Source organism: Bordetella bronchialis (assembly GCF_001676705.1).
Taxonomy (GTDB): domain Bacteria; phylum Pseudomonadota; class Gammaproteobacteria; order Burkholderiales; family Burkholderiaceae_B; genus Bordetella_C; species Bordetella_C bronchialis.
The window spans coordinates 2,452,751-2,477,495 of the sequence record NZ_CP016170.1 but is presented as its reverse complement, the minus strand read 5'-3'; the positions used below and the strand labels follow the sequence as shown (position 1 = coordinate 2,477,495).

The window sequence follows — 24,745 nt, the reverse complement described above, 5'->3', positions numbered from 1 at the left end:
TCAGGCTCCCCGTCCCACCCGGCCGGTGCGCAGGGCTTCCACGACCTGCTCCTTGGGACCGTCCGCCACCACCCGGCCGCCATCGATCACGATCAGGCGGCTGACCAGTTCCAGCAGCGCGGTGCGGTGCGTGATCAGGAACATCGTCTTGTTGGCGCTGGCCGCGGCAAGCTGCTTGCGCAGGCGGGTTTCGCTCTGGTGGTCCATATTGCTGCTGGGTTCATCCAGCAGCAGCACCGGCGGATCGTTGATCAGCGCCCGCGATATCGCCACGGATTGCCGCTGGCCGCCGGACAGGGACTCGCCGCGTTCGCCGATCAGCATGTCGAAGCCGTCGGGGTGCACATTGGCGAACTCGCTCACGCCGGCCACCTCGGCCGCGGCCAGGATGCTGGCGTCGTCCGCATACGGAGCGCCCATGGCGATGTTGTGCTTCAGGCTGCCGTAGAAAAGCACCGGATCCTGGGGCACGTAGCCGATCGCGCGGCGCAGGTCGGCCGGGTCGATCTGGCGCACGTCCACGCCGTCCAGCAGCACCGTGCCTTCCGACGGTTGGTACAGGCCCAGGATCAGCTTTTCCAGCGTGGTCTTGCCCGAACCGATACGGCCGATGATCCCGACTTTCTCGCCGGGATTCAGCTTGAAGGAGACGTTCCGCAGCACGGGCTGCGCCGCGCCGGGATACGAGAAGGTCACGTCGCGGAACTCCACGGCGCCGTGGAAAACCGGGCGGTGCATGAATTCCGCGGTCTCGGGGCGTTCCACCGGCAGCTGCATATAGCCGTCGATCGAGCCCAGAGAGGTCCGCGCATTCTGGTACTGCATCAGCAGCCCGGCGACCTGGCCCAGCGGCATCAGGCAGCGGCCGGAAATCATCGACGCCGCGATGATGCCGCCCATGGATACGGCCGAGTCATGCGCCAGGTACACGCCTATCGTCACGACCGCCACCGAGACCAACTGCGACATGGCCCCGACGAAACCCACCGTGGTGCTGGACATCAGCTTGAGCTTGCTGCTGATGTTGGCGATGTACTCGGTGGACCGCTCCCAGTTGCGCTGCATGGCGCCCTGGGCGTTCAGCGTCTTGACGGTCTCGAAGCCGGTCAGGGCCTCGACCAGGGTCGCATTGCGCTGGGACGAGGCCTGGTAAGAGGCCATGGTCAGCGTCTCCATGCGGAACTGGGCGGCCAGCGATACCAGTATCACCAGCACGATGGCGATCACCGGCGGAATCAGCATCCACGGCGAAATCCAGGCCAGTACCAGCAGGAAAAGGATCACGAAGGGCAGATCCACCAGCGTGGTGATACTGGCTGAGGCGATGAAGTCCCGTATGGCCTCGAACGACCGCAGGTTGGCCGCGAACGAGCCCACCGAAACCGGCCGCCCTTCCATGCGCAGGTCCAGCACCCGCTCCATGATCAGCGCGGAAAGCTTGATGTCGACGCGCTTGCTCGCGCTGTCGATGACGTGCGCCCGCGCGGTGCTCAGGATGGTATTGAAGATCACCACGATGGCGATGCCGACGACCAGCACCCACAGCGTTTCCACGGCGTTGTTGGGGACGACGCGGTCGTACACGTTCATCGTGAACAAGGGCATCGCCATGGCGAACACGTTGATCAGCACGGCGGCCACGATGGCGTCGCGGTACAACCGGCGGTTCTCGAAGATCGCCGACCAGAACCAATGCCGGCCGCGCACCTTGCCGACCTCCGGCGAGCGCGCGTCGAAGCGGAACTGCGGCCGCACGAAGCAGGCCATACCGGTGTAGTCCTGCGCCAGCTCTTCCGCGCTGATTTCCACCGCGCCGGCGCCCAGCTCGGGATGGCTGATCAGGTACTTGCCTTCGCGCGCCTCCAGCAACAGGCAGGCGCGTTCGCCGTGCAGCAGCAGGATCGCCGGCAGGATGTCCGTGGGGATCTCCGCGACGGCGCGGCGGACCAGACGCGCCGACAGGCGGGCCCGCGCGGCAGCGCGCGGCAGCAGCCCGGGCGTCAGCCGCTGGTCGACCAGCGGCAGGCCGGCCGACAAGGCCTGCGCCGTCGCCGGCACGCCATGAACCCGGGTCAGCTCGACCAGGCACTCCAGCAAGGGATCGTCATGGGTCGAGCGCGGGTCTACGCGCCACGAGTCCACCGAGCGGTCAAATGACTTGTCCGTCTTCATCGTCCAACAAATCCAGATGTTCGGATAACCTGGCCCGGTGCTGCTTGCGCTCGTTGAGCTTGCGCTGCGCGTGCGGCGGCAGATCGGTCAGCCGCAGCGTGCCGTTGGCGATCAAGGCGTCGATCAGGTCCTCGAGGACGCGTACGAAATCCAGGTCAAGCTTGGAAAACTCGTCGTCTCGATGCTTGTCGCCTTGAGTCGCCATGGCGGATCACCACTTCGGGGTAGTGCCCGGCTTGGCCGGGCTGGGTTGCGTGGACTTGCCCGCGGGGACCAAGTCCGGCGGCGTCATGCCGCTGTTGTAGTTCACCTTCACGGGTTCCAGGCGGGAAGCGTCCGGCACCGTGGAGTTGCACAGCTTGATGACTTCGTCGCTGACTTCCAGCTTGCTGTTCTCGTCCGGCGTCTCGTCGTTGGCGGGACGCAGGCCCAGCGTGGGCAGCAGCTTGTGCGACAGCGTCAGCCAGCGATACTGGGCGACCTGCAGGTCGTACAGCGCGTTGGTCAGGGCACGGCGCGATTCGAACAGTTCGTTTTCCGTATCCAGCAGGTCCAGCAGCGTGCGCTGGCCGATCTGGAATTGCTGGCGATACGCGTCGCGCACCTTGGTGGTGGCCACTTCGTGATCGCGCAGGAAAGGCAGCGACTGGCGCAGGTGCACGATATTGTTCCAGGCGATCGCCAGGTCCTGCTGGATGTTGCGGCAGGTGTAGTTGCGCACGTCGCGCGCGGCGTAGCTCTGGGCCGAGGTCTGCCGCACCCGCGCGGAATCCGAGCCGCCGCGGTACAGGTTGTAGGACATGACGACCTGCACGTTGGTGCTGCGCGTGTTCTTGTAGTCGGGGCCCGGCTGGGAGGTATCCGTACCCGTCGACGCCACGAACTCGAACTTGGGCGAGAACGCGCCCTTGGACGACTGGACGCCGGCGTCCGCGGCCTGCAGCAGCGCCTGCTTGGACAGGAAGGCGGGATTGCTGCGCAGCGAATCGTTGAAGTTCTTGGGGTTCTTGGGGAGCTTATCGTCCAGGCGGGGCGGCGGCGCCAGCGTGGCCGGCACATCCAGGCCCGTGACGCGGCGGAAGCGCGCCGTCACGTCATTCAGGTTGGCGCTTTCCGTCATCAGGTTGGTCTGCGCGAGCGCCAGGCGGCCGCCGGCCTGCTCCATGTCCACGCGGCGACCGACACCGGAGTCGGCGCGCTCGCGGATCTGCTTGAGCGTCTCTTCGTGCAGGGAATAGTTCTGGCGGGCCAGCAGCTCCAGATCGCGATAGCGCTCCACGTCCAGGAAGGACTGGGTCGCGTTGAAGGCGAGTTCGTCGCTGGTGGCGAGCAGGTCGTAATAGCGCGACAGTTTTTCGAAGCCTGCCTGCTTGACGTCGTTGTTGGTCTTGAAGCCATCGAACAGCAACTGGCGCAGTTCCAGCGTGTAGCCCGGCCGGTTCCAGCTGGCCGAGCCTTCGCCCGGCAGATTGCTCTGCCACTCATGGCCCACCCAGCCCTGTGCGTTGACCTGCGGCAGGAAGCCGCCGCGGGCCACGTTCTGCCCTTCCAGCGAGGAACGGAAGTCGTTGTAGCGAGCCTGGATTTCCGGATTGGTCAGCAGCGTCTGTTCGACGACCTGGTACAGGCTGGCGCCGCCCTTCACGTCCGTGGCCTGGGGCACGGCGGCCCCGGCGGGAGCGACGGGAGGCTTGGCGAGTTGACCGTTGGATTGAGCGGGCTGTGCGGCGACGGCGGCGGTGGCAGCAGTTGCAATTGCAGCAACAAGATACTTCAAACGAAACGAGTGCATGACAATCCCGTAATGCGTAATCGTGGTTGAGTAACAGCTGATTTCCCGGCTGTAATACTTCGCGCTCAGCACGTGCCGCTCCGCATACAGGTCGTTTTTAGAAGAGGAACGGGCGTTGGAACAGCTATGAAGAAACTGCGGCCGGCATTGTCAGTTCCGTTCAACGCCCGATCAACTCCATAAAAACGCGCTTTATTTCACAACCTATCAAGGAATGTAAATATTATGGTCGCCAAATCTTTCAAGCGGTGGACGCATTTGTAAAGCGCAACGCCGATTTGCGTGCTCTACAGTGCTAACGTCGTGCTTTGGTCGACAACTACACGCAACAGCGGGTAACAGTGCGTCGGACACGCGCGGCCGGAAACGTAACGGCGCGAGCCTGCCAGAAAACCCGCTGCAACGTTGTGGGTTAGAAACCACGCCGTGGTGTTGTAACAACATATCTTGATACATACATTTGAGTGGATGTCGACCCCGATTCAAAAGGACGCACCCTGCCTCGCTGCGGGGCGGATGGGCTGCCATGCGCCTGGCTGATCCCTCATCCTCGCGTGCCAATCTTGGAATTTCTGGTATAGTTGCGGACTTGCTTGCTGTGGGGCGGTAGCTCAGCTGGGAGAGCGTCGCGTTCGCAATGCGAAGGTCGGGAGTTCGATCCTCCTCCGCTCCACCAAAATTCCCAGTAGAAACAAGGCACTACATCTCGCGATGCAGTGCCTTGTTTTGCTTTGGGGTGCAGCGTTTTGCCTTGCGTGGGGATTTGCGGCAAACCACAGTTGCACATCCGATCCGTATGCGGATGGAGGGGCGCATGTGCAGGCCGGATAGACGCGCAGATGGTCGAAACGCTGTGCGGCACGCCTTTATTTACTCAACCGGATGGATGTGTCGGGCGTCTTTCCTCTCACCCCAGCCTTTCGCAAGCGCGGCGCAGCCGTTCGCACCCTTCCTCGATAGCTGCCATGGACGCCGCGAACGACAACCGGAAGTATGGCGACACGCCATAGGCCGCTCCTTGCAGGACGGCGAAGTCGACTTCCTCCAGCAGGTACATGACGAAATCTTCGTCGCTGGCCAGCACCTTGCCCTGGGGCGTACGGCGCCCCATCAGCCCCGCGCAGGACGGCAAGGCGTAGAACGCGCCCTCGGGGGCATGGCAGCGGATGCCGGGGATGCGGTTCAAGGCGTCCACCAGGAAGTCCCGGCGCTGCTGGAAAATCGCGGTGCGCTCGGCGATGAAGTCCTGCGGCCCCGCCAGCGCTTCGCGCGCCGCGGCCTGGCCGATGGAAGACGGGTTGGAGGTGCTTTGCGACTGCAGCTTGGTCATGGCCTTGACCAGTTCGGCCGGCCCGCCGGCGTAGCCGATGCGCCATCCCGTCATCGCATAGGCCTTCGACACGCCGTTCACCGTCAGCGTGCGTGCCTTCAGCTCCGGCGCGACCTGGGCCAGGGTGCTGAAGCGCCGGCCGTCGTACAGGATGTGCTCGTACATATCGTCCGACAGCACCCAGACATGGGGATGCCGCTCCAGTACCTCGGCCAATGCCCGCAGTTCTTCCGCCGTATACGTCGCGCCGCTGGGATTATTGGGCGCGTTCAATATCAGCCACCGCGTGCGCGGCGTAATGGCGCGCTCCAGGTCCTGCGGCCGCAGCTTGAAGCCGTCCTCCACGCGCGTCATGGCGAACACGGGCGTGGCGCCCGCCAATAGCGCGATGTCCGGATAGGAGACCCAGTACGGCGCGGGCACGATCACTTCGTCGCCCTTGCCCACCGTGCACATCAAGGCGTTGAAGATCACCTGCTTGCCACCCGTGCCCGCGATGATCTCTTCCTTCCGGTATTCCAGGCCGTTCTCGCGCAGGAATTTGTCGGCGATGGCGGCCTTCAATTCGGGGGTGCCGCCGACGTCCGTGTACTTCGTGCGCGATTGCGCCATGGCGCGGGTGGCGGCCTCGATGACGTTTTCCGGCGTATCGAAATCCGGCTCGCCGGCGGTCAGTCCCAGGATATCGCGCCCGCTGGCGCGCAGTTCGCGCGCGCGCTGTCCGGCCATGGAACTGGGAGAAGGCTTGATGCGGTTGACCCGGTCTGCGAGTAGGCCCATGTCTATGTCCTTTGCGATTCGTGGCGCGGGCGCCGGTATGCGTGTTCCCGGAACGGAACGACGGAAGAATTCTAGAAAGCCGGTTTGTTCATAACAAACGATTAGTTTTTATTGTTTATTCGTTTTCACCAATATATGATCTTTCCATCCCCAGGCTTGAATGGAAGGACGCGATGCTGCGCAATATCTCCCTGCGACACTTGCGATGCTTCGTGGCGGTGGCCGAGGCAGGGTCCTTCACCGTGGCGGCATCGCGCCTGTTCCTGACCCAGTCGTCGCTGACCGCCACCATCCAGCAGTTCGAGGAAACCGTCGGCGTCAAGCTGTTCGACCGCAGCACGCGCCGCGTGGCCATGACCAACGAAGCGGTACGCTTCAAGGTCGAGGCCGACAAGATACTCAGCCACTTCGACGGCGCGCTCAGCGACCTGCAGGCTTTTTCACAGGGGCGGCAAGGACATATCCGCATCGCGGCGGCGGCCTCGGTGATCGAGCATTTCCTGGCCAGCGCCGCCCACGCCTTCAAGCAGGAATATCCCGAGACCACCATTTCGCTGCGCGATGCCGGCGCGGAACTGGTCGAGACCATGGTGGCCGGCGGCGACCTGGACTTTGCCGTCACCAGCCGACACCGCGGGCATGAAGACCTGGTCTATACGCCCTTGCTGGAGGACCGCTACGGGGTCGTGTGCGATCCGCGGCATCGCTACGGGGCCAGCCGCAAACCGCTGCGCTGGTCGGAACTGGATCCGGCGGACTACGTCAGCTTTTCGCCGGACACCGGCATCGGCGCCTTCCTGCGGCAGAACGCGGGACGCCAGGACATGTTCGCCGGCATGCGCGACGAGATCTCCAGCACGACCTCGCTGCACGCCGTCCTGCGCCTGGGGGCCAGCTACGCCATCATTCCCGCGCTGGCGGCCGGCATGGGGCAGTTCTCGCCTTTCGTATTCCGCGAAGTCACGGGCCCCCGCCTGTCGCGCGAGATCTGCCTGATCAGCCGCAAGCTGCGCGCGCTGTCGCCCAGCTCCAGCCGCCTGCTGGCCTTCATGCGCCGCGCCATCGAAGAACGCCCCTTGCCGCCGGGCGTCAAGGCGCTGGGCGGCAAGGGCCGATCGCCCGCGTCCCGCGCGACGCGGCCGGGGGCTACTCCAGCTTGATACCGGCCTTGTCGATCACCTGCTTCCATTTGACGGATTCGCTGCGCATCAGGTCGCTCAAGGCCTGGGGCGGGCCGCCGGCCACCTCGAATCCCAGGTCCTGCAGTTTCTTGCGCGTTTCCGCATCCTGCAGCGCCTTGTTGAAGGCCTTGTTCAAGGTGTCGACGATGTCGGGCGGCGTGCGGGCCGGCGCCAGGAAGCCATACCAGCCGATCAGCTCGTAGCCGGGCACGCCCGATTCCGCCACGGTCGGGATATCCGGATAGGCGGGCAGCCGCTTCGCCGTGGTCACCGCCAGCGCACGCAACTGCCCGGTCTTAACCAGCGGCATGGCCTCGGGCAGGATGGCGAACATATAGGCGGTCTGGCCGCCGACCAGGTCGGTCAGGGCCGGCGCGCCGCCCTTGTAGGGGACGTGGGTGGCGTGCGTGCCGGTCATGAACTTGTACAGTTCGCCGCCCAGGTGCGCCGGCGTGCCGGCGCCCGACGAGGCATAGCTGGCGGCGCGGCCCGGACCTTTCAGCCAGTCGGTCAATTCCTGCACGGTCTTCACCGGCACCTTGTCGTTGACCACCACCAGGCTGGGCAGCATGGTTGCCAGCACGATGGGCGCGAAGTCCTTCTGCGGGTCATAGGGCAAGGACTTGTACAGGCTCTGGTTCACGGACAACGCGGTGGAGGTTCCGAGAAAGAGCGTGTAGCCGTCCGGGTCGGACTTCGCCACGAAGGACGCGCCGATGTTGCCGCTGGCGCCGGGCCGGTTCTCCACGATGACGGTCTGGCCCAGCGATTCGCCCACCTTCTGGCCCAGCATGCGGGCCAGTACGTCGGTGGACCCGCCCGCGGGATACGGAACGATCAGGCGGATGGGCTTGGCGGGATAGGCCCCCGCCGCCGGCGCAACGGCGGATGCCATGGCGCCGCATAGCGATAACGCCGCCACGCCACACTTCAACGCGATCTTCATGTGCTTTCCCTTGTATCGGCCGCTCTGGCGGCTTGGTTGATTTACCGAGGCGGGGGCGGCATGCCGCCCCCGCGCTCAGTCCGCCGGGACATAGCCTTGGGCGATATCCCGTGTCCTGGCCGCGGCGTCCCGCCGCGCGGCGTCGCCGTAGCCGCCACCGCCCGGGGTGCGCAGTACCACTTCGTCCCCCGGATTCAGTACATGCGGGCGGCGGCTGTCGATGGCCTGGCCGTTGATGGTGACTTCGCCGAGCGCACCGTCGCCGCCGCCGCCCAGGCCGGGCGCCGCGACACGCAGGCGTTCGGTCAGGAACACGATGGACAGCGGCGCGTGATGCCTGCTGACGAAGCTGATCTCCTGGCCCAGCCCACCCCGGTAGGCGCCCTGCCCGCCCGAGCCGGGGCGCAGGCGCTTGTACTGGAAGAACAGCGGGGCCTCGCGTTCGGCGACCTCGATGGGCGTGGCCGAGATATTGCTGGGCCAGGACATGACCGAGGCGCCGTCCTTGCCCGCCGTCCCGCCCATGCCGCCGTTGTAGAACAGCACGGTGGCGAAAGGCCGTCCGTCCTCGCGCGTGCCGCTCAGGTTGGCGATCCATAGCGGCGAGCCCACGCCCGCCATGACCTTGTGCGGCAGGATTCCGTACAGGGCGCCGAAGATCACCGTCGGCACGTAGTGGCCGGTGCAGGCGCGGCCGCCCACGGGGGCCGGCATGCGCGGGTTCAGGATCGTGCCCTCCGGCGCGGCGATCCGGATGGGACGGAACAGGCCATCGTTGTTGGGCAGCTCGGGCAACAGCAGGCTCTTGATCGCGTAGACCGTCATGGCGCTGGTATAGGCCAGGACGCAGTTGATGCCGCGCGGCTGCTGCGGCGAGGTCCCCGTGAAGTCGCACTCGATCTCGTCGCCATCTATCCGCACCGCGACGTGGTACTGGAAGCGGTTTTCGAAGCCGTCGGTTTCCATGGCGTAGCGGTACTCGCCATCGGGCAGCTCGCGTATGGCGCGCCGCATGGCGGTTTCGCTGCGGTCGAACAAGGCCCGCGCCAGCGTGTCGATGCCGTCCAGGCGGTATTCGTCAAGGATGGCGCCCAGGCGGCTGGCGATCAGCTCCACCGCGCCCACCTGCGACCAGATGTCGCCCACGGTCTGCTGCGGCGTACGGACGTTGGTGCGGATCAGCGACAGCAGCGTTTCGTCGGGCTGCCCATCGCGCAGCAGGCGCATCAGCGGGATATGGAAGCCTTCCTCGAAAAGCTCGCGCGCATCGACGGAGCGTATCTTGCCGCCGATATCCGGCACATGCGCCGCGGTGGCGGCGAAGCCCGCCAGCCGGCCGCCATGGAAAATGGGCTTGACCAGGCTGACGTCGTTCAGGTGACCGGTGCCTATCCAAGGATTGTTGGTGATGAACACATCGCCGTCGCGGATATCGTCGGGACCGAAGCGGGCGATGGCCGCCTGCACGGTGCGCGGCAAGGTGCCGATGAAGGACGGAATGCTGCCGCTGTTTTCCGCCAGCGATCGTCCGGCCGTATCGGTCAGCACCACGGCGAAGTCGTTGGCCTCGGTGGATAGCGTCGAGAACGAGGTGCGCACGATCAGCTTGGCCGCTTCGTTCACCACGGAGCGTATGCGGGTCCAGAAGACTTCCAGGAAGATCGGGTCGGCGGCTTCGGCGCCGTGCCGGGTGTTCGGGGTCGTCATGCCTGCTGCTCCTGAATCGTGACGATCAAATTGCCGCTGGGTAGCTGGCGCACATGGCCGCGCGGCCCCACCACCAGGGTGGATCCTTCATCCTCGATCAGCATCGGCCCGGCACGGTCGAAACCCGGATGCAGCGTGTCGCGCTTGTAGACCGGGGTATCGACGAAGCCCGCCGACTCGCGGAAATACACCTGGCGCCGGCCGGCGGGCGCGATATCGCCACCCGTCTTCATGTCGGCATGGGCCAGTTGCTGGCGCGGCGGCGCGGTGGCGCTGACACGCAGGTTCAACAGCTCGATGGGCACGTCGGGCGGCGTACGGCCGAACTTCTCCCGATAGGCGGACTCGAAGGCCCGCAGCAAAGCCTGCCGCACGGCATCGCCCTTGTCCGCGCCGGCACCGGCATAAGGGCCGGCCGGCAGGTCCACCGTCAGGCTGAAGCCTTGCCCGGCGTAGCGGCCATCGGCGCCGCGGCGCACCGTGGCCGGACCGAATGCCGCATCCAGCGGACGCAGGGATTCCAGCGCCTGGCCTTCCAGGTCCGCGTAGGCGCGCTCCAGGTCTTCCAGGCTGTCGGAAGCGGGCCGCACATTGACCGTGCGCGAGCGGTCGGCGCGCGCGGGCGCCACCAGCAGGCCGTAGGCGGAAGCGACGCCGGCGGCCGGCGGGCAGATGATGGTGCGCACGCCTATCTTTTGCGCGACGTAATAGGAATGCAGGGGGCCGCCGCCGCCCGTGCACAACAGCACGAAGTCGCGCGGGTCGCGGCCACGTTCGGCGACGTGCACGCGCGCGGCGCCGGCCATGTTCTCGGCGACGATGTCGTGGATGCCCCAGGCGACGTCCATCGCCCGGTGGCCCAGCGCATCGCCCAGCGCGCCAATGGCGGCCGCCGACAGATCGGCATCGATGGACATCGTGCCGCCGGCGAAGTAGTCGGGGTTCAGGTAGCCCAGCAGGAGGTTGGCGTCGGTCACGGTCGGGCGATCGCCGCCACGCCCGTAGCAGACGGGTCCCGGCTCGGAACCGGCGCTCTGCGGGCCCACCTTCAGCAGTCCCAATGCATCCTGGCTGGCGATGCTGCCGCCGCCCGCGCCGATCTCGATCAGGTCTATGGTGGTGATGCGTATCGGCAGGCCGCTGCCCTCGGCGAAGCGCTTCTGCCGCGCGGCCTCGAAGCCGAAGGCGATCGAAGGCTGGCCGTTCTCCACCAGGCAAAGCTTGGCCGTCGTCCCGCCCATATCGAAGGCCAGCAGATCCGGCTGGCGATCGCGCGCGCTGTAGCAGGCGGCCGATATCGCGCCGGCCGCGGGGCCCGACTCCAGCAGCTCGATGGGGACGCGCCGCGCTTCGCCCAAGTGCGACAGGCCGCCATTGGAAAGCATCATCAGGATGTCCGCGCGCAGGCCGAGGTCGCGCAGGCGGCGCTGCAGATTGTCCAGGTAGCGGCTGGCCAGCGGCTTGATATAGGCGTTGGCCGATGTCGTCGACATGCGCTCGAACTCGCGCACGACGGGCGCCACTTCGCTGGACAGGGTGATCGCCAGGCCGGGATAGGCTTCGCGCAGGATGGCGGCCACCTGGCGTTCGTGCGCGTCACTGGCATAGGCATGCAGCAGGCACACCGCCAGGGATTCGATGCCCTCGCGCACCAGCTCGCCCACGGCCGCGATGGTCTCGCGCGGGTCCACGGGCGCGATCTCCGTGCCGCGGGCGTCCATGCGGGCGCCGATTTCCGCGCGCAGGCGGCGCTCCACCAGGGCGGGCGCCGCCTCGATCTGCAGATCGTAGAGATCGTATTTGCGCTCGTGGCCGATCTCGATCACATCCTTGAAGCCGCGCGTCACCAGCAGGCCCGTCCTGCAGCCGCGGCGCTCGATCAGCGCATTGGTGAACAGCGTGGTGGCATGGACGATGCGGGTCACGTCCTTGGGCCCGATGCCGCAGGTGGCGACGATGCGGCGCACGCCTTCGGCCACGCCCTCCGCCGGGTCGCCATGCGTGGTGAGCACCTTCAGGCTGTGCAGGGCCGAGGCCCCGTAATCCAGCGCCACGATATCGGTGAAGGTCCCGCCGATATCTATCCCGATCGCCCAACCCGCCACATCGTTCTCCCTGTCGGCCATGTCGATGCGGGGATCATAGGAGCCGGGATTGATTTACTCCAATGAAAGATAACGAATGACTTTTCGCGCAAAGCGATAAATAGGGAGGGCGCGCCAGCCTGGTGCGACGCGCGCCGACGCGACGCACCGCGGAGGGGACGCCTTGCGCCGGACCGGGGCACGCGGTGGCGCAAAGTCCCATCCGATGGGACGGTGGGGATACCTCCGAAACCTAGGGTTTTCCCGCAATTCCTGATGTGCCCAGGACAATCAACGACTTCCGTGCCGAAGCCGATGCCGCAAGAGACGGCGGAAAACCGCGCTCATTCCCATCCCCTGGGAATCACCACTTGGCCCGCCCCCCTGCTCTGCCCGATACTGGCGGCGCCATGTCGACGACCGCTCAACCCGCCGCTTCCCAGGACCGTGTGCTGCTGGTGCTTGCCACCCTGGCGCAATGGAACGGCCCCGTCACGGCCCAGCAGCTGGCGGAAGCCACCGGCCTGCCGCGCAGTTCGCTGTACCGCCAATTGGCACGGCTGAAGCACTGGGGCTTCGTGCAGGAAGAAGACGGCAGTTACGCGCCCGGTCCCATGGGGCTGCAACTGGCGCAGGGCTTCGATGCCAGTTCCAGCCTGGTCCATCTGGCGCGCATGGATATGCAGCGCCTGGTGCACCAGTCGCACGAAAGCGTCGGCCTGATCGTGGCCGTGAACGACCGCGCCATCTGCCTGGACATGCTGGAAAGCCCGCAGGCATTGCGCTGTTCCTTTGAAAAAGGCCGCAGCGTTCCGCTGCGCAAGGGCGCCACGGCCAAATGCCTGCTCGCCCACCTGCCGGCCGCCCGCCGCGATGCGCTGCTGGATGCCTGGCAAGGCGATCCGCCGGACCCGCAGCTGCCGGACCGCGCGTCGCTGGCGGCGATACGCAAGGCGGGCTATGCGTGCAGCCAGAACGAAGTCGACGAAGGCGTGTGGGGCGCCAGCGCGCCGCTGTTCGGCCCCGGCCAGCGCCTGGCCGCTTGCATGACCCTGATGGCGCCGACGTCCCGGGCCCTGCCCCGCGCCGACGAACTGATCCAGATGGTGGTGGTGGCCGCCGCGCGCGTGTCCCGCCTCTTGAGCCTGACCTGAACTTTCAGTCCACCGGACCTTCGTGTCCCGAACCCCAAGGAGCCTTACATGAAAGCACTCCGCCGCCGCGTCCTGCAGGCCGCGATCGCCCTGTGTCCCCTGCTCTGGGCGGCCGCGCCGGCCCCTGCCCGCGCCGACCAGGACGTGATCCGCGTCGTTACCGACGCCACCTTCCCGCCCATGGAGTACGTGGAGAACGGCAAGCTGACCGGCTTCGATATCGAGCTGGTCGAAGCCCTGGCCAAGGCCATGGGCAAAAAGGTGGAATGGACGCAGATCGATTTCAAGGGGCTCATCCCGGGCCTGGTGGCCAAGCGCTACGACATGGCGGTGTCGGCCATCTACATCACCGACGAGCGCCGCAAAGTGGTGGACTTTGGCGACTCCTACTACGCCGGCGGCCTGGTCGCGATGGTCAAGGCCGACAACAACGCCATCAAGTCGCCCAAGGACCTGGACGGCAAGCAGGTCACCGTGCAGGTGGGCACGAAGTCAGTCGGCTACCTGAAGGAACACTACCCGGGCGTGAAGCTGGTCGAAGTCGAAAAGAACGACCAGATGTTCAACCTGGTGGCGATCGGCCGCGCCGATGCGGCGGTCACCGGATTGCCGGCCGCCTACCAGTACGTGCGCACCCGCGGCGGCCTGAAGGTACTGCCCGAGCAGTTGACGACCGAGGCCTATGGCATGGCCGTGCGCAAGGACATGCCCGAACTGACCGCCAGCCTGAACAAGGCCCTGGCCCAGTTGAAGGCCGATGGCACCTACGATGCCATCGTCAAGAAGTGGTTCAGCAACTGAGGCCCTGAATGGATCTGGATTTCTCCCCGGTCTGGGCCAACTGGCCGGACCTGCTACGAGGCGCCGCGGTCACGGTGGAGATCGTGTCCGTGTCGCTGCTGTGCGGCTGCGTGATCGGCCTGCTCGTGGGCATCGGCCGGCTGGATCCGCGCCGGCGCTTCATCTATGGCGCGTGCTCGGCCTACGTGGCCGCCATCCGGGGCACGCCCCTGCTGGTGCAACTGTTCATCCTGTTCTTCGGACTGCCGCAGTTCGGCATCATGCTGCCGGCCTTCGTCTGCGGCACCATCGGGCTGTCGGTGTACAGCGGCGCCTACGTATCCGAGATCGTGCGGGGAGCCATCCAATCCATCGATCGCGGGCAGGTCGAGGCCGCGCGCTCGCTGGGCATGCCGGCCCGCATGGCCATGACCAGCGTGGTGCTGCCGCAGGCCTTCGTGCGCATGATCCCGCCGCTGGGCAACGAGTTCATCGCGCTGATCAAGAATTCGGCGCTGGTGTCGCTGCTGACCATCCACGACGTCATGCACGAAGGCCAGAAGATCATCTCGGTGTCCTACCGGTCGCTGGAAGTCTACCTGGCCATCGCTGTGATCTATTTCATATTGACCGGCGCGACGACGTTCCTGCTGCGGCGTATCGAGCTGCGCCTGCGCGCGGGAGGGATGGTGCAATGAACGCGAACGACCGGCAATCCATGGTGCGCATACGGCGGCTGACCAAGGCCTATGGCGACAATGTCGTCCTGCATGGCGTCGACCTGGACGTCCTGCCCTCGCAGGTCGTGGTGGTGATCGGGCCCAGCGGCTCGGGCAAGAGCACCCTGCTGCGCTGCTGCAATGGACTGGAGCTGGCCCAGGACGGCGACATCGAGATCTGCGGCCAGCCGCTGCTGTCCGCGGGGCGCATGCTGCCCGACGGCCGGCTCAACAAGCTGCGCGAAGAAGTGGGCATGGTGTTCCAGTCCTTCAATCTTTTCGCGCACTTGAACGTGCTGCACAACATCACGCTGGGCCCGCGCAAGCTGCGCGGCACGCCCCGGCGGCAGGCCGAGGACGAAGCGCGCGCGCTGCTGGAAAAAGTCGGCCTTGCGCACAAGGCGGACGCCATGCCCGCCAGCCTGTCGGGCGGCCAGAAGCAGCGGGTGGCCATCGCGCGGGCGCTGGCCATGCGGCCGCGCGTGATGCTGTTCGACGAGCCGACCTCCGCGCTGGACCCGGAACTGGTCGGCGAGGTCCTGAAGGTCATGAAGATGCTGGCGGCCGAAGGCATGACCATGATGGTGGTGACGCATGAAATGGGCTTCGCCCAGGAAGTGGCGGACGTGGTGGTGGTGATGGACCACGGCGGCATCATCGAGGCCGGCCCGCCGTCGCAGATCTTCACCGCTCCCACCCAGCCGCGCACGCGGGAGTTCCTGCAGGCGGTACTGAAGCGTGGCTGACATGGAAACCGTCCCCTTCCGCCTGGCCGATGTGGCGGCGCGCCCCTGGAAGAACGGCGGCGGAACGACGCGGGAGATCGCCTGCTGGCCGCCCGGCGCGGGCCTGGACGATTTCCTGTGGCGCATCAGTGTCGCGCGCATCGACGCGGGCGGTCCCTTTTCCCGGTTCGCGGGCGTGGATCGCGTCATCACGCTGCTGAGCGGTGACGGCGTCCTGCTGCGCGGCGGCTTCCCCGGCGGCGAACATGCCTTGACCCGGCCGCTGGCGCCCTTCGCCTTTCCCGGCGACGTGGACGTCGATTGCGCCTTGCAGGGCGGCCCGTCCGAGGACTTCAACGTGATGAGCCGGCGCGGCCGCGCGCGGGCGCGCGTCACGGTGTTGCCGGCGGCGGGCGAGTTGCCGCCGGCGTCCTGCGGATTGCTCATGGCGGTGGGCGGCACGTGGCGGGTGGGGGGCGACAAGGGCCATGAGCACATCCTGGCGCCCGACATGGGATTGTGGTGGGCGGCGACTGCCCGGGGCTGGCGCATCCGGCGCGATGCCGGCCAGGGCGACGGCGGGCTCATCGCCGTGACGATCGATACCGGTACGTATGCGTCCACCGGGGACGCGCAAGGACACGAGCCATTATGAATCACGCAAGCAGTCTATGGGCCGCGGATGCCTTATTGCCGGACGGCTGGGCCCGCGACGTCGTCCTGGCCTGGGACGCCGGCGGCCGCCTGACCGACGTCCGCCACGGCGTGCCGGCGCAGGCGGGACAACCGCGCGCCACCGGCCCCCTGATCCCCGGCATGCCGAACCTGCATTCGCATGCTTTCCAGCGCGGCTTCTGCGGCCTGACGGAATACCGCGCCCAGGCGGCCGACAGCTTCTGGAGCTGGCGCGAACTGATGTACCGCTGCGCCCAACGCATCACCCCCGCCCAGGCGGAAGCCATCGCCACCTGGCTGTACGTGGAGATGCTCGAAGCCGGCTATACCAGCGTCTGCGAATTCCACTACCTGCACCACGATCCGCAGGGCCGCCCCTATGGCCAGGCGCCGGAGATGGCGCTGGCCATCCTGCGCGCCGCCCGGCGGGCCGGCATCGGCCTTACGCTGCTGCCCGTGCTGTACCAGACCGGCGGGTTCGGCGGCGCCGCGCCGCACGCGGGGCAGCGCCGCTTCCTGCACGACACCGACGCCATGCTGCGGCTGCTGGACACGCTGAAGCCGCTTTGCGACGCGCAGGGCGCCCGGCTCGGACTGGCGCCGCATTCCCTGCGCGCCGTGCCGCCGGCCACCCTGGACCGGGCGCTGGCCGGACTGGAAGCGCTGGATCCGACCGCGCCCATCCACATCCACGTCGCCGAACAGGTGAAGGAAGTGGAAGACTGCATCGCCTGGAGCGGCCTGCCGCCCGTGCGCTGGCTGCTGGAGCACGCTCCCCTCGGGCCCCGCTGGTGCCTGGTGCATGCGACGCACATGACGCCCGACGAAGCCCGGGATGCCGCGCGCACCGGCGCGGTGGCCGGCCTGTGCCCGACCACCGAGGCCAACCTGGGCGACGGGCTGTTCGACATGGCGCACTGGCGCGAAGGCCGGGGCCGCTGGGGCGTGGGCTCCGACAGCCATTCCACCGTCAACGCCGGCGAGGAACTGCAATGGCTGGAATACGGCCTGCGCCTGACCACCCGCCAGCGCAACGTCATGGCCGAGGCCGGGCAGCCGCACGTCGCCACGGCGATGACGCTGGCCGCCGTCGCCGGTGGCGCGCAGGCCAGCGGCCGCGCGGTGGATGGACTGGCGCCCGGCCGGCAGGCCGACTTCCTGGAGCTGGACCCGCACCATGTGGCGCTGGCCGGGCTGCCCGCGCGCGACATGCTGTCGGCCCACGTGTTCGGCAGCCACCGTACGTCCGCCATCCGCAACGTGTGGGTGGGCGGGCAGCCGCGGATACAGGAAGGCCGGCACGCGCTGCGCGACACCGCGGCCGCGGCATTCGTGGAGGTCCGCCGCGCGCTCGTGGCGGAAAGCTGACTTATCGTCTGGAGGAAACCCATGTCACCCGCAATCACCGACCGCCCGGTCTACACCTTCCGGCAGGGCACCGCGCCGCTGCTGGTCTCCATGCCGCACGTCGGCACCTACGTGCCGCCGGCCATCGCCGACCGCCTGACCGACGAAGCCCGCCATGTGCCGGATACCGACTGGCACCTGGAACGGCTCTATGATTTCGTGGTCGGCATGGGCGCGTCCGTGCTCGTCGCCACGCATTCGCGCTACGTCGCCGACCTGAACCGTCCGCCCGACGGCAGCAGCCTGTATCCCGGGCAGAGCGTGACGGGCCTCTGTCCCGTGGATACCTTCGACGATACGCCGCTCTATCGCGATGCGGGGGATGTTCCCGGCGCCGAGGAAGTCGCCGCGCGCCGCGCGCAGGTCTGGCAACCCTATCACGACAAACTGGCCCAGGAGCTGGCCCGCCTGCGTGCCCAGCATGGCGTCGCGCTGCTGTGGGACGCGCACTCCATCCGCTCCGTGCTGCCGCGTTTTTTCGAAGGCAAGCTCACCGACCTGAACCTGGGCACGGGCAAGGGCATCGCCTGCGCGCAGGACATCGCCGAAGCGGTGTACGCGGTCGCCCGCGAAGGCGAGCCGCAGGGCTATACCAGCGTATTGAACGGTCGCTTCACCGGCGGGTACATCACCCGTCATTACGGCCAGCCGGAACAAGGCATACACGCCATCCAGCTGGAAATGACGCAATGCAGCTACATGCAGGAAGCCCTGCCTTTCGACTACCTGCCTGAACGGGCGGACCGCATCCAGCCGCTGCTCCAGCGCATGGTGCAGACGGCCTTCGACGGCGTGATGCGGTCGCGCAAGGGCTGACCGGCACATCGCCTGCGCCGAACCGGCGCGCGGGGCGGCGGATCGCGCCGCCCCGCGCCAGGCTGGCCGTCGACCGCTGGCCCCCTGCTTGCGTCCCTTGGAGATCCACTTGTATGATAACCATGCAATAGGCTGACCATCTTGCCAGCCATCCAAGGAATCCGACCGCCATGCCGCCGACCCTGCGCAACGCCAACCTGACCGAAAAGCTCAGCGAAATCCTGACCCGGCAGATCGAATCCGGCGAGCGTGCCCCCGGCAGCCGGCTGCCCACGGAGGAACAGCTGGCCGCCGAGTACGGCGTCAGCCGCACCGTCGTGCGCGAAGGGATCGCGCGGCTGAAATCCGACGGCCTGGTCACCACCCGGCAAGGCCTGGGCGCCTTCGTCGCCGAAACCCTGACCGCCGCGCCCTTCCGCATCCAGGCGGCCGGCGCCGAGACGCCGCAAGAGATGGTCCAGCAGGTATTCGAGCTGCGGATCGGCGTGGAGACCCAGGCCGCCGCGCTGGCCGCCGAGCGCGCCACCGCCGCGCAGCTGCGCGAAATCCGCACGGCCTTGAAGCAGTTGGAGCAAGTCCAGAAACACGGCGGCGACGGCGTGGAAGAAGACATGCGCTTCCACCGCGCGATCGCCCGCGCCACCAACAACCGGATCTACGACGACTTCGCGCGTTTCCTGGAGCGCCACGTCCGCGAGCAGCTGGGCATCAGCCGCCGCAACAGCACCGTCGCCGGGTGGCTGCAGGCGGTGCAGCAGGAACACCAGGCCATCTACGACGCCATCGCCGCGCGCGACGGCATGGCGGCCGCGCAGGCCGCCGGCGCCCACGTGCGCAACGGGATGGAGCGCCTACGCAAGTTCCACGCTCATTAGGGCCGTAGGCCCAGGGGCGACACCCCGCCCACGCCCGGGAACACGGGCGGGGCAAATTCCCCGGAGGAGACAACATGAATGCACGGCATTGGTTGGCCATCCTGGGCGTCGCATCGGCGCTCGCAACCGGCATGGCACCCGGCGTTGCCCGCGCCGAATACCCGGACAAGCCGCTGAAGCTGATCGTGGGCTTCCCGCCCGGCGGCGGCACCGACATGCTGGCGCGCTATCTCGCCCAGCAGATGGGCAAATCGCTGGGCCAGTCCGTCGTCGTGGAAAATCGCGGCGGCGCCAATGGCGTAATCGGCACGACGGAACTGGCGCGCTCGACCCCCGACGGCTACACCCTGATGCTGACGATCTCGTCGCACATCACCAACGGCCTGCTGTACAAGGACCTGCCGTATAACGTCCTGAAGGACTTCGCCCCCGTTTCGGTGGTGGCGACGTCGCCCTTCGTGCTGCTGGCCAATCCCAAGCTGCCCGCGGACAACGTGGCGCAACTGATCGCCCTGGCCAAGGCGAAGCCGGGCAGCATCAACTTCGGCTCGCCCGGCAATGGCTCGACGCAGCATCTGTCGCACGAGCTGATGAACCAGATGGCCGACATCAAGATGACCCACGTCGCCTATCGCGGCGGCGGTCCGGCCATGAACGACCTGCTGGCCGGCCAGGTCTCGCTGATGTTCCTGACCACGGTGCAGTCCCTGCCCTTCCTGAAGGAAAAGCGGCTCAAGGCGCTGGCCGTGAGTTCGGCGCAGCGGGCGGCGGTACTGCCCGATGTGCCGACCGTCGCGGAGACCATCCCCGGCTATGACTCCGACGTCTGGTTTGGCGTCATCGCGCCGGCCGGCACGCCCAAGGCCGTGGTGGACAAACTCAACAAGGACATCGTCGCCATCGTGCGCAAGCCCGAAACCCAGCAATGGCTGGCCCAGCAAGGCGCCGTCCCCGTCGGCGACACGCCGGCCGAATTCGCGTCGCTGATGCAGGCCGAATACAGCAAGTGGACGGACGTCTTCAAGAAAACCGGCATCAAGGCGGAGTGAACATGGCATCGATCGAATCGGTATCGGCCTGCATCGCCAGGGTCCCCCTGGATAACCCGGTGCAGTTCTCCACGCGCACGGTCAGCGCGCGCGAATACTGCCTGGTGCGCATCCGCGACAGCGATGGCGTCGAAGGCATCGGCTACTGCTACGCCGTCAACACCTCCGGCCGCCTGCTGCAGGTCGCCGTGACGGACCTGCTGGGCCCCTTGCTGCTGGGCCAGGACAGCTGGCGCGTCGAGGGACTGTGGCGCGAGATGTACCAGGAAGCCCTGCTGCAGGGACGCGCGGGCGCGGTGATGCGGGCGCTTTCGGCGCTGGACGTGGCGCTGTGGGACCTGAACGCGCGCAGCGTCGGCCAGCCGCTGTACAAGCTGCTGGGCGCGACCGTGCTGGACAAGGTACCGGCCTATGCCAGCGGCGGCTATTACTGGCCCGGCAAGACCGACGACGACCTGGCCGCCGAAATGCGCGCCTTCGCGGACGAGGGATATAAAGCCGTAAAGATCAAGGTCGGCAAGCTGTCGCCCGGCCAGGAAGGCACGCGCGTCGGCAAGGTCCGCGCGGCGATCGGCCCGGACGTGCACCTGATGCTGGATGCGAACAACGCGTGGCCGGACCTGGCGACGGCGCTGCGGTATATGGAGCGCATCGAGCCGCATGCTCCGTACTGGATAGAGGAGCCGTTTTCTCCCGACGACATCGACAACCATGCGCGCCTGGCCCGCGCCACGCGCGTTGCCGTGGCGACCGGCGAAATCGAAGCGGGCCGCTGGCGCTTCAAGGACCTGCTGGCGCGCGGCGCCACCACCATCCTGCAGACGGATGCGACCGTATGCGGCGGCATCACCGAATGGCGCCGCATCGCCGCCACCGCCGCCAGTTACGGCGTGCCCGTGGCGCCGCATGCCTGGCACGACATCCACGTGCATCTGGTGGCCTCCTGCCCCAACGCCAATTGGATGGAGTTCATGCCGGATGACCATATCGTCAACCTGCGGCGCCTGCTGGACCGGCAGCTGGTGGCCAAGGATGGGTATCTGCTGCTGCCGGCGGAACCGGGACTGGCCTTCAATTTCGATGCGGATGCGGTCGCGCGCTATGGCGTGACCTATCCGGGCAACCCCGGCCCCTGGGTCACGCTGGGAAAAGGAAGCACACGATGAAAATCACCGCCGTACAGACCATGACGCTGGAAGCCCCGCTGGATAAGCCCTGGCGGATCTCCACCTTTACCCTGGCGTCGCTGACCGCCACGGCCGTGCGCATCGTCACGGACGAAGGCATCCACGGCACGGGCGAATGCATCGCCCGCCTGGGCCCCGGCGTGGCCGCCGCCGTGGTCCGCGAGATCCTGGCGCCGGTGCTCATCGGCCGCGATCCGCAGCACGTCGAAGGCCTGTGGGAAGACATGTACCGGACGATGCGCGCGCGCGGACACTCGCGCGGCTTCCTGATGGAAGCCATCTCGGGCGTCGACATCGCGCTGTGGGACCTGCTCGGCAAGGCGGCGGGCCGGCCCACGTGGCAACTGCTGGCCGGACACGGCCGCCGGCGGATCGAGGTATATGCGTCTTCCGTGCTGCTGGATACGCCGGAAGTCATGGCCAGGGAATCGCGCGCCCTGGTCGAACTGGGTTACCGCGCCATCAAGCTGAAGGTGGGCCAGGGCATACACGCCGACATCCCGCGCATGGAGGCCGTACGGGCGGCGGTCGGGCCCGGCATCGAAATCATGCTCGACGCCAATGCCGGCTACGACCCGACTTCCGCCATCGTGGTGGGACGCGCGGCGGAACGCCTGGGCATCTATTGGCTGGAAGAGCCCGTGCTGGCCGACGACCTGCCCGGCTATGCCCGCGTGCGCGGCGCCGTCAAGGATATCCGCATCGCGGCGGGCGAAGGCGAATTCACCAGTGCGGGCTTCCGGCCGTTCTTCGAGCAGGGGCTGCTGGATGTCGCCCAGCCCGACATCGCGCGCGCCGGCGGCTTCACGGGCTGCCGCCGCATCGCGGCGCTGGCCGACGCCTACAACATCGCGGTGTGCCCGCATACGGGGGCGTCGGGACCGATCTGCATCGCGGCATCCATGCACCTGTCGGCCGCCATCCCGCGATTCCGCTATTTCGAGGACATGTATATCCGCAACCCGCTGCACGATATGCTGGCGCATCCCCTGCCGGCGCAGCGCGACAGCGTGATTACCTTGGCGGACGAACCGGGGCTGGGCCTGGCGCTGGACGAGGAAAAACTGCGCGGCTTTTCCCGCGACGGCGCGCCGTTTTCCTGACCCGCCCGTGCGGATGCCGTACCGGCGCGCGCACAGGGCAAGCCGGTATTGGCATCGATGGGGACATTCTGTAGAGTGGACTGCCTTACTCACGATCCACGGCAGGCGATCATCCATGGCTTACGATCCGGGCATCCAGGAATATGTGGACCGCATGCGCAAGGCCCTGGGCGAGATGGGCGATACCCGCAACCTGACGCTGGCGCAGCGGCGCGCACGCGCCGACCGCCAGGCCGCGATCATCAACGAACCCTACCCCGCCTGGCTGGCGGTCAGCGATACGTACATCGTGCTGCCGGGCCGCGAGATCCCCGTGCGCGTGTATCGCCCGTGCGCGGACGGGCCGCTGCCCACCATCGTCTACCTGCACGGCGGCGCCTTCGTCGCGGGCAGCCCGCAGGGACATGATTTCATCACGGCCAGCCTGGCATGCAATACCGGCGCGCAGGTGCTTAGCGTGCATTACCGGCGCGCACCGGAAAACCCCTATCCCGCGCCCACCGAAGACGCCTACGAAGCCCTGACCTGGGCCGCCCGCGAGAGCGGGCTGCTGGGCGTCGACCCCGACCGCATCGCCGTGGCCGGCGACAGCGCCGGCGGCAACCTGGCCGCGGCCTGCACGCTGCTGGCGCGCGATCGGGGCGGTCCCAGGCTGTGCATGCAGGCCCTGATCTACCCCACGCTGGACGCCGACCTGGATACCCCGAGCTACCTGCACAACACCCAGGACGCCTTCCTGACGCGCGAGGCCATGGCCTTCGCCCTGGAGTCCTTCCTGCCGCGCGCCATGACCGGACGGGATGAAGGCTATGCGCTGCCCATGCGCGCGGCGGACCACGCCGGATTACCGCCCGCCTGCCTGATCCTGGCCGACCACGATCCCTTGCTGGACGACGGCAGGCGCTATGCCGAAAAGCTGCGTGCCGCGGGCAACGCGGTAGAGATGCATATCGGCCAAGGCATGATCCATGGCTTCTTGCGCGCGCGTCGGATGAGCGCCGTGGCGGACCGGGAATTCCATCGCCTGTGCGCGGCCTTGCGCCGGGCGCTATCGCTGCCGGAGCCCGCCCGACCCTGGTAAGCGGCCCATGCCGCGACATATCGGCTCGGCAAGAGCGCGAGGGTCGGGGTACCAAGGTTATCGATCGGCTTGCTGTCGATCCGCGCCAAACATTCCGCGAAACGACCCGCTCGGGCACAGGGACGCGCAGCGCGCGCCCGGCCACGACGCGGACGACGCGGACGGCCCCACGCGCGACCCCGCGCTAATCGAGCCGCAGCCGCCCCAGCTCCGGGGACATCCGGTCGGCGAAGGCCAGCATCGCTTCCGCGACTTCGGCGATCTTCTGCTCCGTCATCGTGTAGCTGAAATTCACGGCCGTCAGTACCAGGGCCAATGGTCCTGCCTGGGCGAATATCGGCACGGCGATCTGCGTCAGCCCGCGCCTTCTGTCACCGCAGTCCAGCGCGTAGCCGCGCGCCCGCGTCGCTTCGATACGTTCGACATATTCCTCGAAGGACGGGCGCCGGAACCATTCGGTCTGGCCATATGCAGCCTGGACCCGTTCCGGCGTGGCGCCGGAAAATGCGGCCATGACCAGGCCCGAGGCGCCGGAAAAAGGCGGCGACCGGCGGCCCACGCTGAAATAGCTGTCCACGCGAAAGCCGCCGCCGACGAAGTCCAGCAGCACCAGATCGTAGGTTTTCTCGACCTTGGCCAGCGCGACGGTGACGCCCACGCGTTCGGCCAGCGAGAACATTTCCGGCCTGACGACGTCGAGCAGCCCGCTGGTGCGCAGCACGCCATGCGCCAGCTCCAGGACCATGATGCCTATGCTGTAGGTCTGTTCGCGTTCGTTATAGGCGACCAGGCCTTCGCGCTGGAACGTTCGCAGGATATTGAACGCCGTCCCGCGATGCAGGCCGGTTTCACGCGCGACTTCGCTGGCCCGCTGGGGACGCTGCGCCCGGTGCAGCGCGCGCAGCACCGCCAGCCCGGAAACGATGGCCCCCACCGGTTTCCCCACCACGCGCTCGCCGCCTTCCGCGTGCCGGGCGGTTCCGGAACGATCGGGCTTGTTCGGTGGCGAGTCAGCCTGGATCCCGTACTCAGTACTCACGATGAATCATTCCTATCACAGCGTCGTTTGCAAGCGGCGACGTGGCGGTGGCATCGAGCGGCCACGATATTCCACCAGGGAACTCCCTGGGCGCAGGCGACATATGATACTTCCGGCGAGGCCGGCCCCCGGCCGCGGGACAG

21 protein-coding genes and 1 tRNA gene are annotated in these 24,745 nt (G+C 67.2%); 14 read left to right on the top strand and 8 right to left on the bottom strand.

The features are described from left to right. Genes BAU06_RS10990 through BAU06_RS10980 form a run of 3 tightly spaced genes read right to left on the bottom strand, consistent with a single transcriptional unit; the run spans position 1 to position 3,964 of the window. Entirely contained in the window at positions 1-2,172 is a 2,172-nt protein-coding gene (locus BAU06_RS10990; protein ID WP_066348679.1) for a type I secretion system permease/ATPase, read from the bottom strand. After that, entirely contained in the window at positions 2,150-2,377 is a 228-nt protein-coding gene (locus BAU06_RS10985; RefSeq protein ID WP_066348676.1) for a hypothetical protein, read from the bottom strand. The genes BAU06_RS10990 and BAU06_RS10985 overlap by 23 nt, the downstream gene beginning before the upstream one ends. Before the next feature lie 6 nt (positions 2,378-2,383). Next, on the bottom strand, positions 2,384-3,964 hold the full coding sequence (locus BAU06_RS10980) for a TolC family outer membrane protein (RefSeq protein ID WP_066348668.1): 1,581 nt from the start codon (positions 3,962-3,964) through the stop codon (positions 2,384-2,386). Positions 3,965-4,564: 600 nt separating this feature from the next. Between BAU06_RS10980 and BAU06_RS10975 the strand changes: the two genes are divergently transcribed. After that, positions 4,565-4,640, top strand: a tRNA-Ala gene (locus BAU06_RS10975). Positions 4,641-4,871: 231 nt separating this feature from the next. Here the strand turns inward: BAU06_RS10975 and BAU06_RS10970 are convergent. Then, a complete protein-coding gene (locus BAU06_RS10970) occupies positions 4,872-6,074 on the bottom strand; it encodes a pyridoxal phosphate-dependent aminotransferase (protein ID WP_066348666.1) in 1,203 nt (400 codons plus the stop codon). A gap of 173 nt (positions 6,075-6,247) precedes the next feature. Here BAU06_RS10970 and BAU06_RS10965 point away from each other — a divergent pair, with 173 nt between their 5' ends. Continuing rightward, on the top strand, positions 6,248-7,234 hold the full coding sequence (locus BAU06_RS10965; protein WP_066348664.1) for a LysR family transcriptional regulator: 987 nt from the start codon (positions 6,248-6,250) through the stop codon (positions 7,232-7,234). On the opposite strand, the gene BAU06_RS10960 is transcribed toward BAU06_RS10965, so the two are convergent. The 3 genes from BAU06_RS10960 to BAU06_RS10950 all read right to left on the bottom strand — a co-directional run bounded on the left by BAU06_RS10960 (position 7,221) and on the right by BAU06_RS10950 (position 12,034). Then, positions 7,221-8,201: a Bug family tripartite tricarboxylate transporter substrate binding protein gene (locus tag BAU06_RS10960; protein ID WP_066348662.1), complete on the bottom strand. Its 981-nt coding sequence runs from the start codon at positions 8,199-8,201 to the stop codon at positions 7,221-7,223. The two genes, BAU06_RS10965 and BAU06_RS10960, sit on opposite strands and share 14 nt — an antisense overlap. A 75-nt stretch (positions 8,202-8,276) precedes the next feature. Continuing rightward, on the bottom strand, positions 8,277-9,908 hold the full coding sequence (locus BAU06_RS10955; protein ID WP_066348658.1) for a hydantoinase B/oxoprolinase family protein: 1,632 nt from the start codon (positions 9,906-9,908) through the stop codon (positions 8,277-8,279). Then, positions 9,905-12,034, bottom strand: a complete 2,130-nt coding sequence (locus tag BAU06_RS10950) for a hydantoinase/oxoprolinase family protein (protein ID WP_082993633.1) — start codon at positions 12,032-12,034, stop codon at positions 9,905-9,907. Before BAU06_RS10950 ends, BAU06_RS10955 begins: the two co-directional genes overlap by 4 nt. 368 nt (positions 12,035-12,402) lie before the next feature. Between BAU06_RS10950 and BAU06_RS10945 the strand changes: the two genes are divergently transcribed. The 12 genes from BAU06_RS10945 to BAU06_RS10890 all read left to right on the top strand — a co-directional run bounded on the left by BAU06_RS10945 (position 12,403) and on the right by BAU06_RS10890 (position 23,563). Further along, positions 12,403-13,146, top strand: coding sequence for an IclR family transcriptional regulator (locus BAU06_RS10945; RefSeq protein ID WP_066348650.1), 744 nt, complete (start codon positions 12,403-12,405; stop codon positions 13,144-13,146). 48 nt (positions 13,147-13,194) lie between these two features. Next, positions 13,195-13,947, top strand: a complete 753-nt coding sequence (locus BAU06_RS10940) for a glutamine ABC transporter substrate-binding protein (protein ID WP_066348645.1) — start codon at positions 13,195-13,197, stop codon at positions 13,945-13,947. Positions 13,948-13,955: 8 nt separating this feature from the next. Further along, on the top strand, positions 13,956-14,624 hold the full coding sequence (locus BAU06_RS10935; protein WP_066348641.1) for an amino acid ABC transporter permease: 669 nt from the start codon (positions 13,956-13,958) through the stop codon (positions 14,622-14,624). Then, positions 14,621-15,391 carry an amino acid ABC transporter ATP-binding protein gene (locus BAU06_RS10930; protein WP_066348628.1) on the top strand — a complete coding sequence of 257 codons (771 nt, stop codon included), beginning with the start codon at positions 14,621-14,623 and terminating at the stop codon, positions 15,389-15,391. Before BAU06_RS10935 ends, BAU06_RS10930 begins: the two co-directional genes overlap by 4 nt. Position 15,392: 1 nt before the next feature. Further along, a complete protein-coding gene (locus tag BAU06_RS10925) occupies positions 15,393-16,025 on the top strand; it encodes a HutD/Ves family protein (protein ID WP_066348619.1) in 633 nt (210 codons plus the stop codon). After that, entirely contained in the window at positions 16,022-17,413 is a 1,392-nt protein-coding gene (locus BAU06_RS10920; RefSeq protein WP_066348616.1) for a formimidoylglutamate deiminase, read from the top strand. The genes BAU06_RS10925 and BAU06_RS10920 overlap by 4 nt, the downstream gene beginning before the upstream one ends. Positions 17,414-17,434: 21 nt before the next feature. Further along, a complete protein-coding gene (hutG, locus tag BAU06_RS10915) occupies positions 17,435-18,268 on the top strand; it encodes an N-formylglutamate deformylase (protein WP_066348613.1) in 834 nt (277 codons plus the stop codon). A gap of 170 nt (positions 18,269-18,438) precedes the next feature. Then, complete coding sequence (locus tag BAU06_RS10910; RefSeq protein WP_066348608.1) at positions 18,439-19,143, top strand: FadR/GntR family transcriptional regulator; 705 nt, start codon at positions 18,439-18,441, stop codon at positions 19,141-19,143. Between the two features lie 74 nt (positions 19,144-19,217). After that, on the top strand, positions 19,218-20,192 hold the full coding sequence (locus BAU06_RS10905; protein WP_066348605.1) for a Bug family tripartite tricarboxylate transporter substrate binding protein: 975 nt from the start codon (positions 19,218-19,220) through the stop codon (positions 20,190-20,192). A 2-nt stretch (positions 20,193-20,194) separates the two neighbouring features. Beyond that, the gene (locus BAU06_RS10900; protein ID WP_066348593.1) at positions 20,195-21,358 is read left to right on the top strand and encodes a mandelate racemase/muconate lactonizing enzyme family protein; all 1,164 of its coding nucleotides are present in this window, start codon (positions 20,195-20,197) and stop codon (positions 21,356-21,358) included. Beyond that, entirely contained in the window at positions 21,355-22,482 is a 1,128-nt protein-coding gene (locus BAU06_RS10895; protein ID WP_066348590.1) for a mandelate racemase/muconate lactonizing enzyme family protein, read from the top strand. The genes BAU06_RS10900 and BAU06_RS10895 overlap by 4 nt, the downstream gene beginning before the upstream one ends. Before the next feature lie 115 nt (positions 22,483-22,597). Beyond that, entirely contained in the window at positions 22,598-23,563 is a 966-nt protein-coding gene (locus BAU06_RS10890; protein ID WP_066348587.1) for an alpha/beta hydrolase, read from the top strand. Positions 23,564-23,747: 184 nt separating this feature from the next. Here BAU06_RS10890 and BAU06_RS10885 read toward each other — a convergent pair whose 3' ends face one another. Next, entirely contained in the window at positions 23,748-24,602 is an 855-nt protein-coding gene (locus BAU06_RS10885) for an IclR family transcriptional regulator (protein ID WP_082993632.1), read from the bottom strand. Positions 24,603-24,745: the final 143 nt, after the last annotated feature.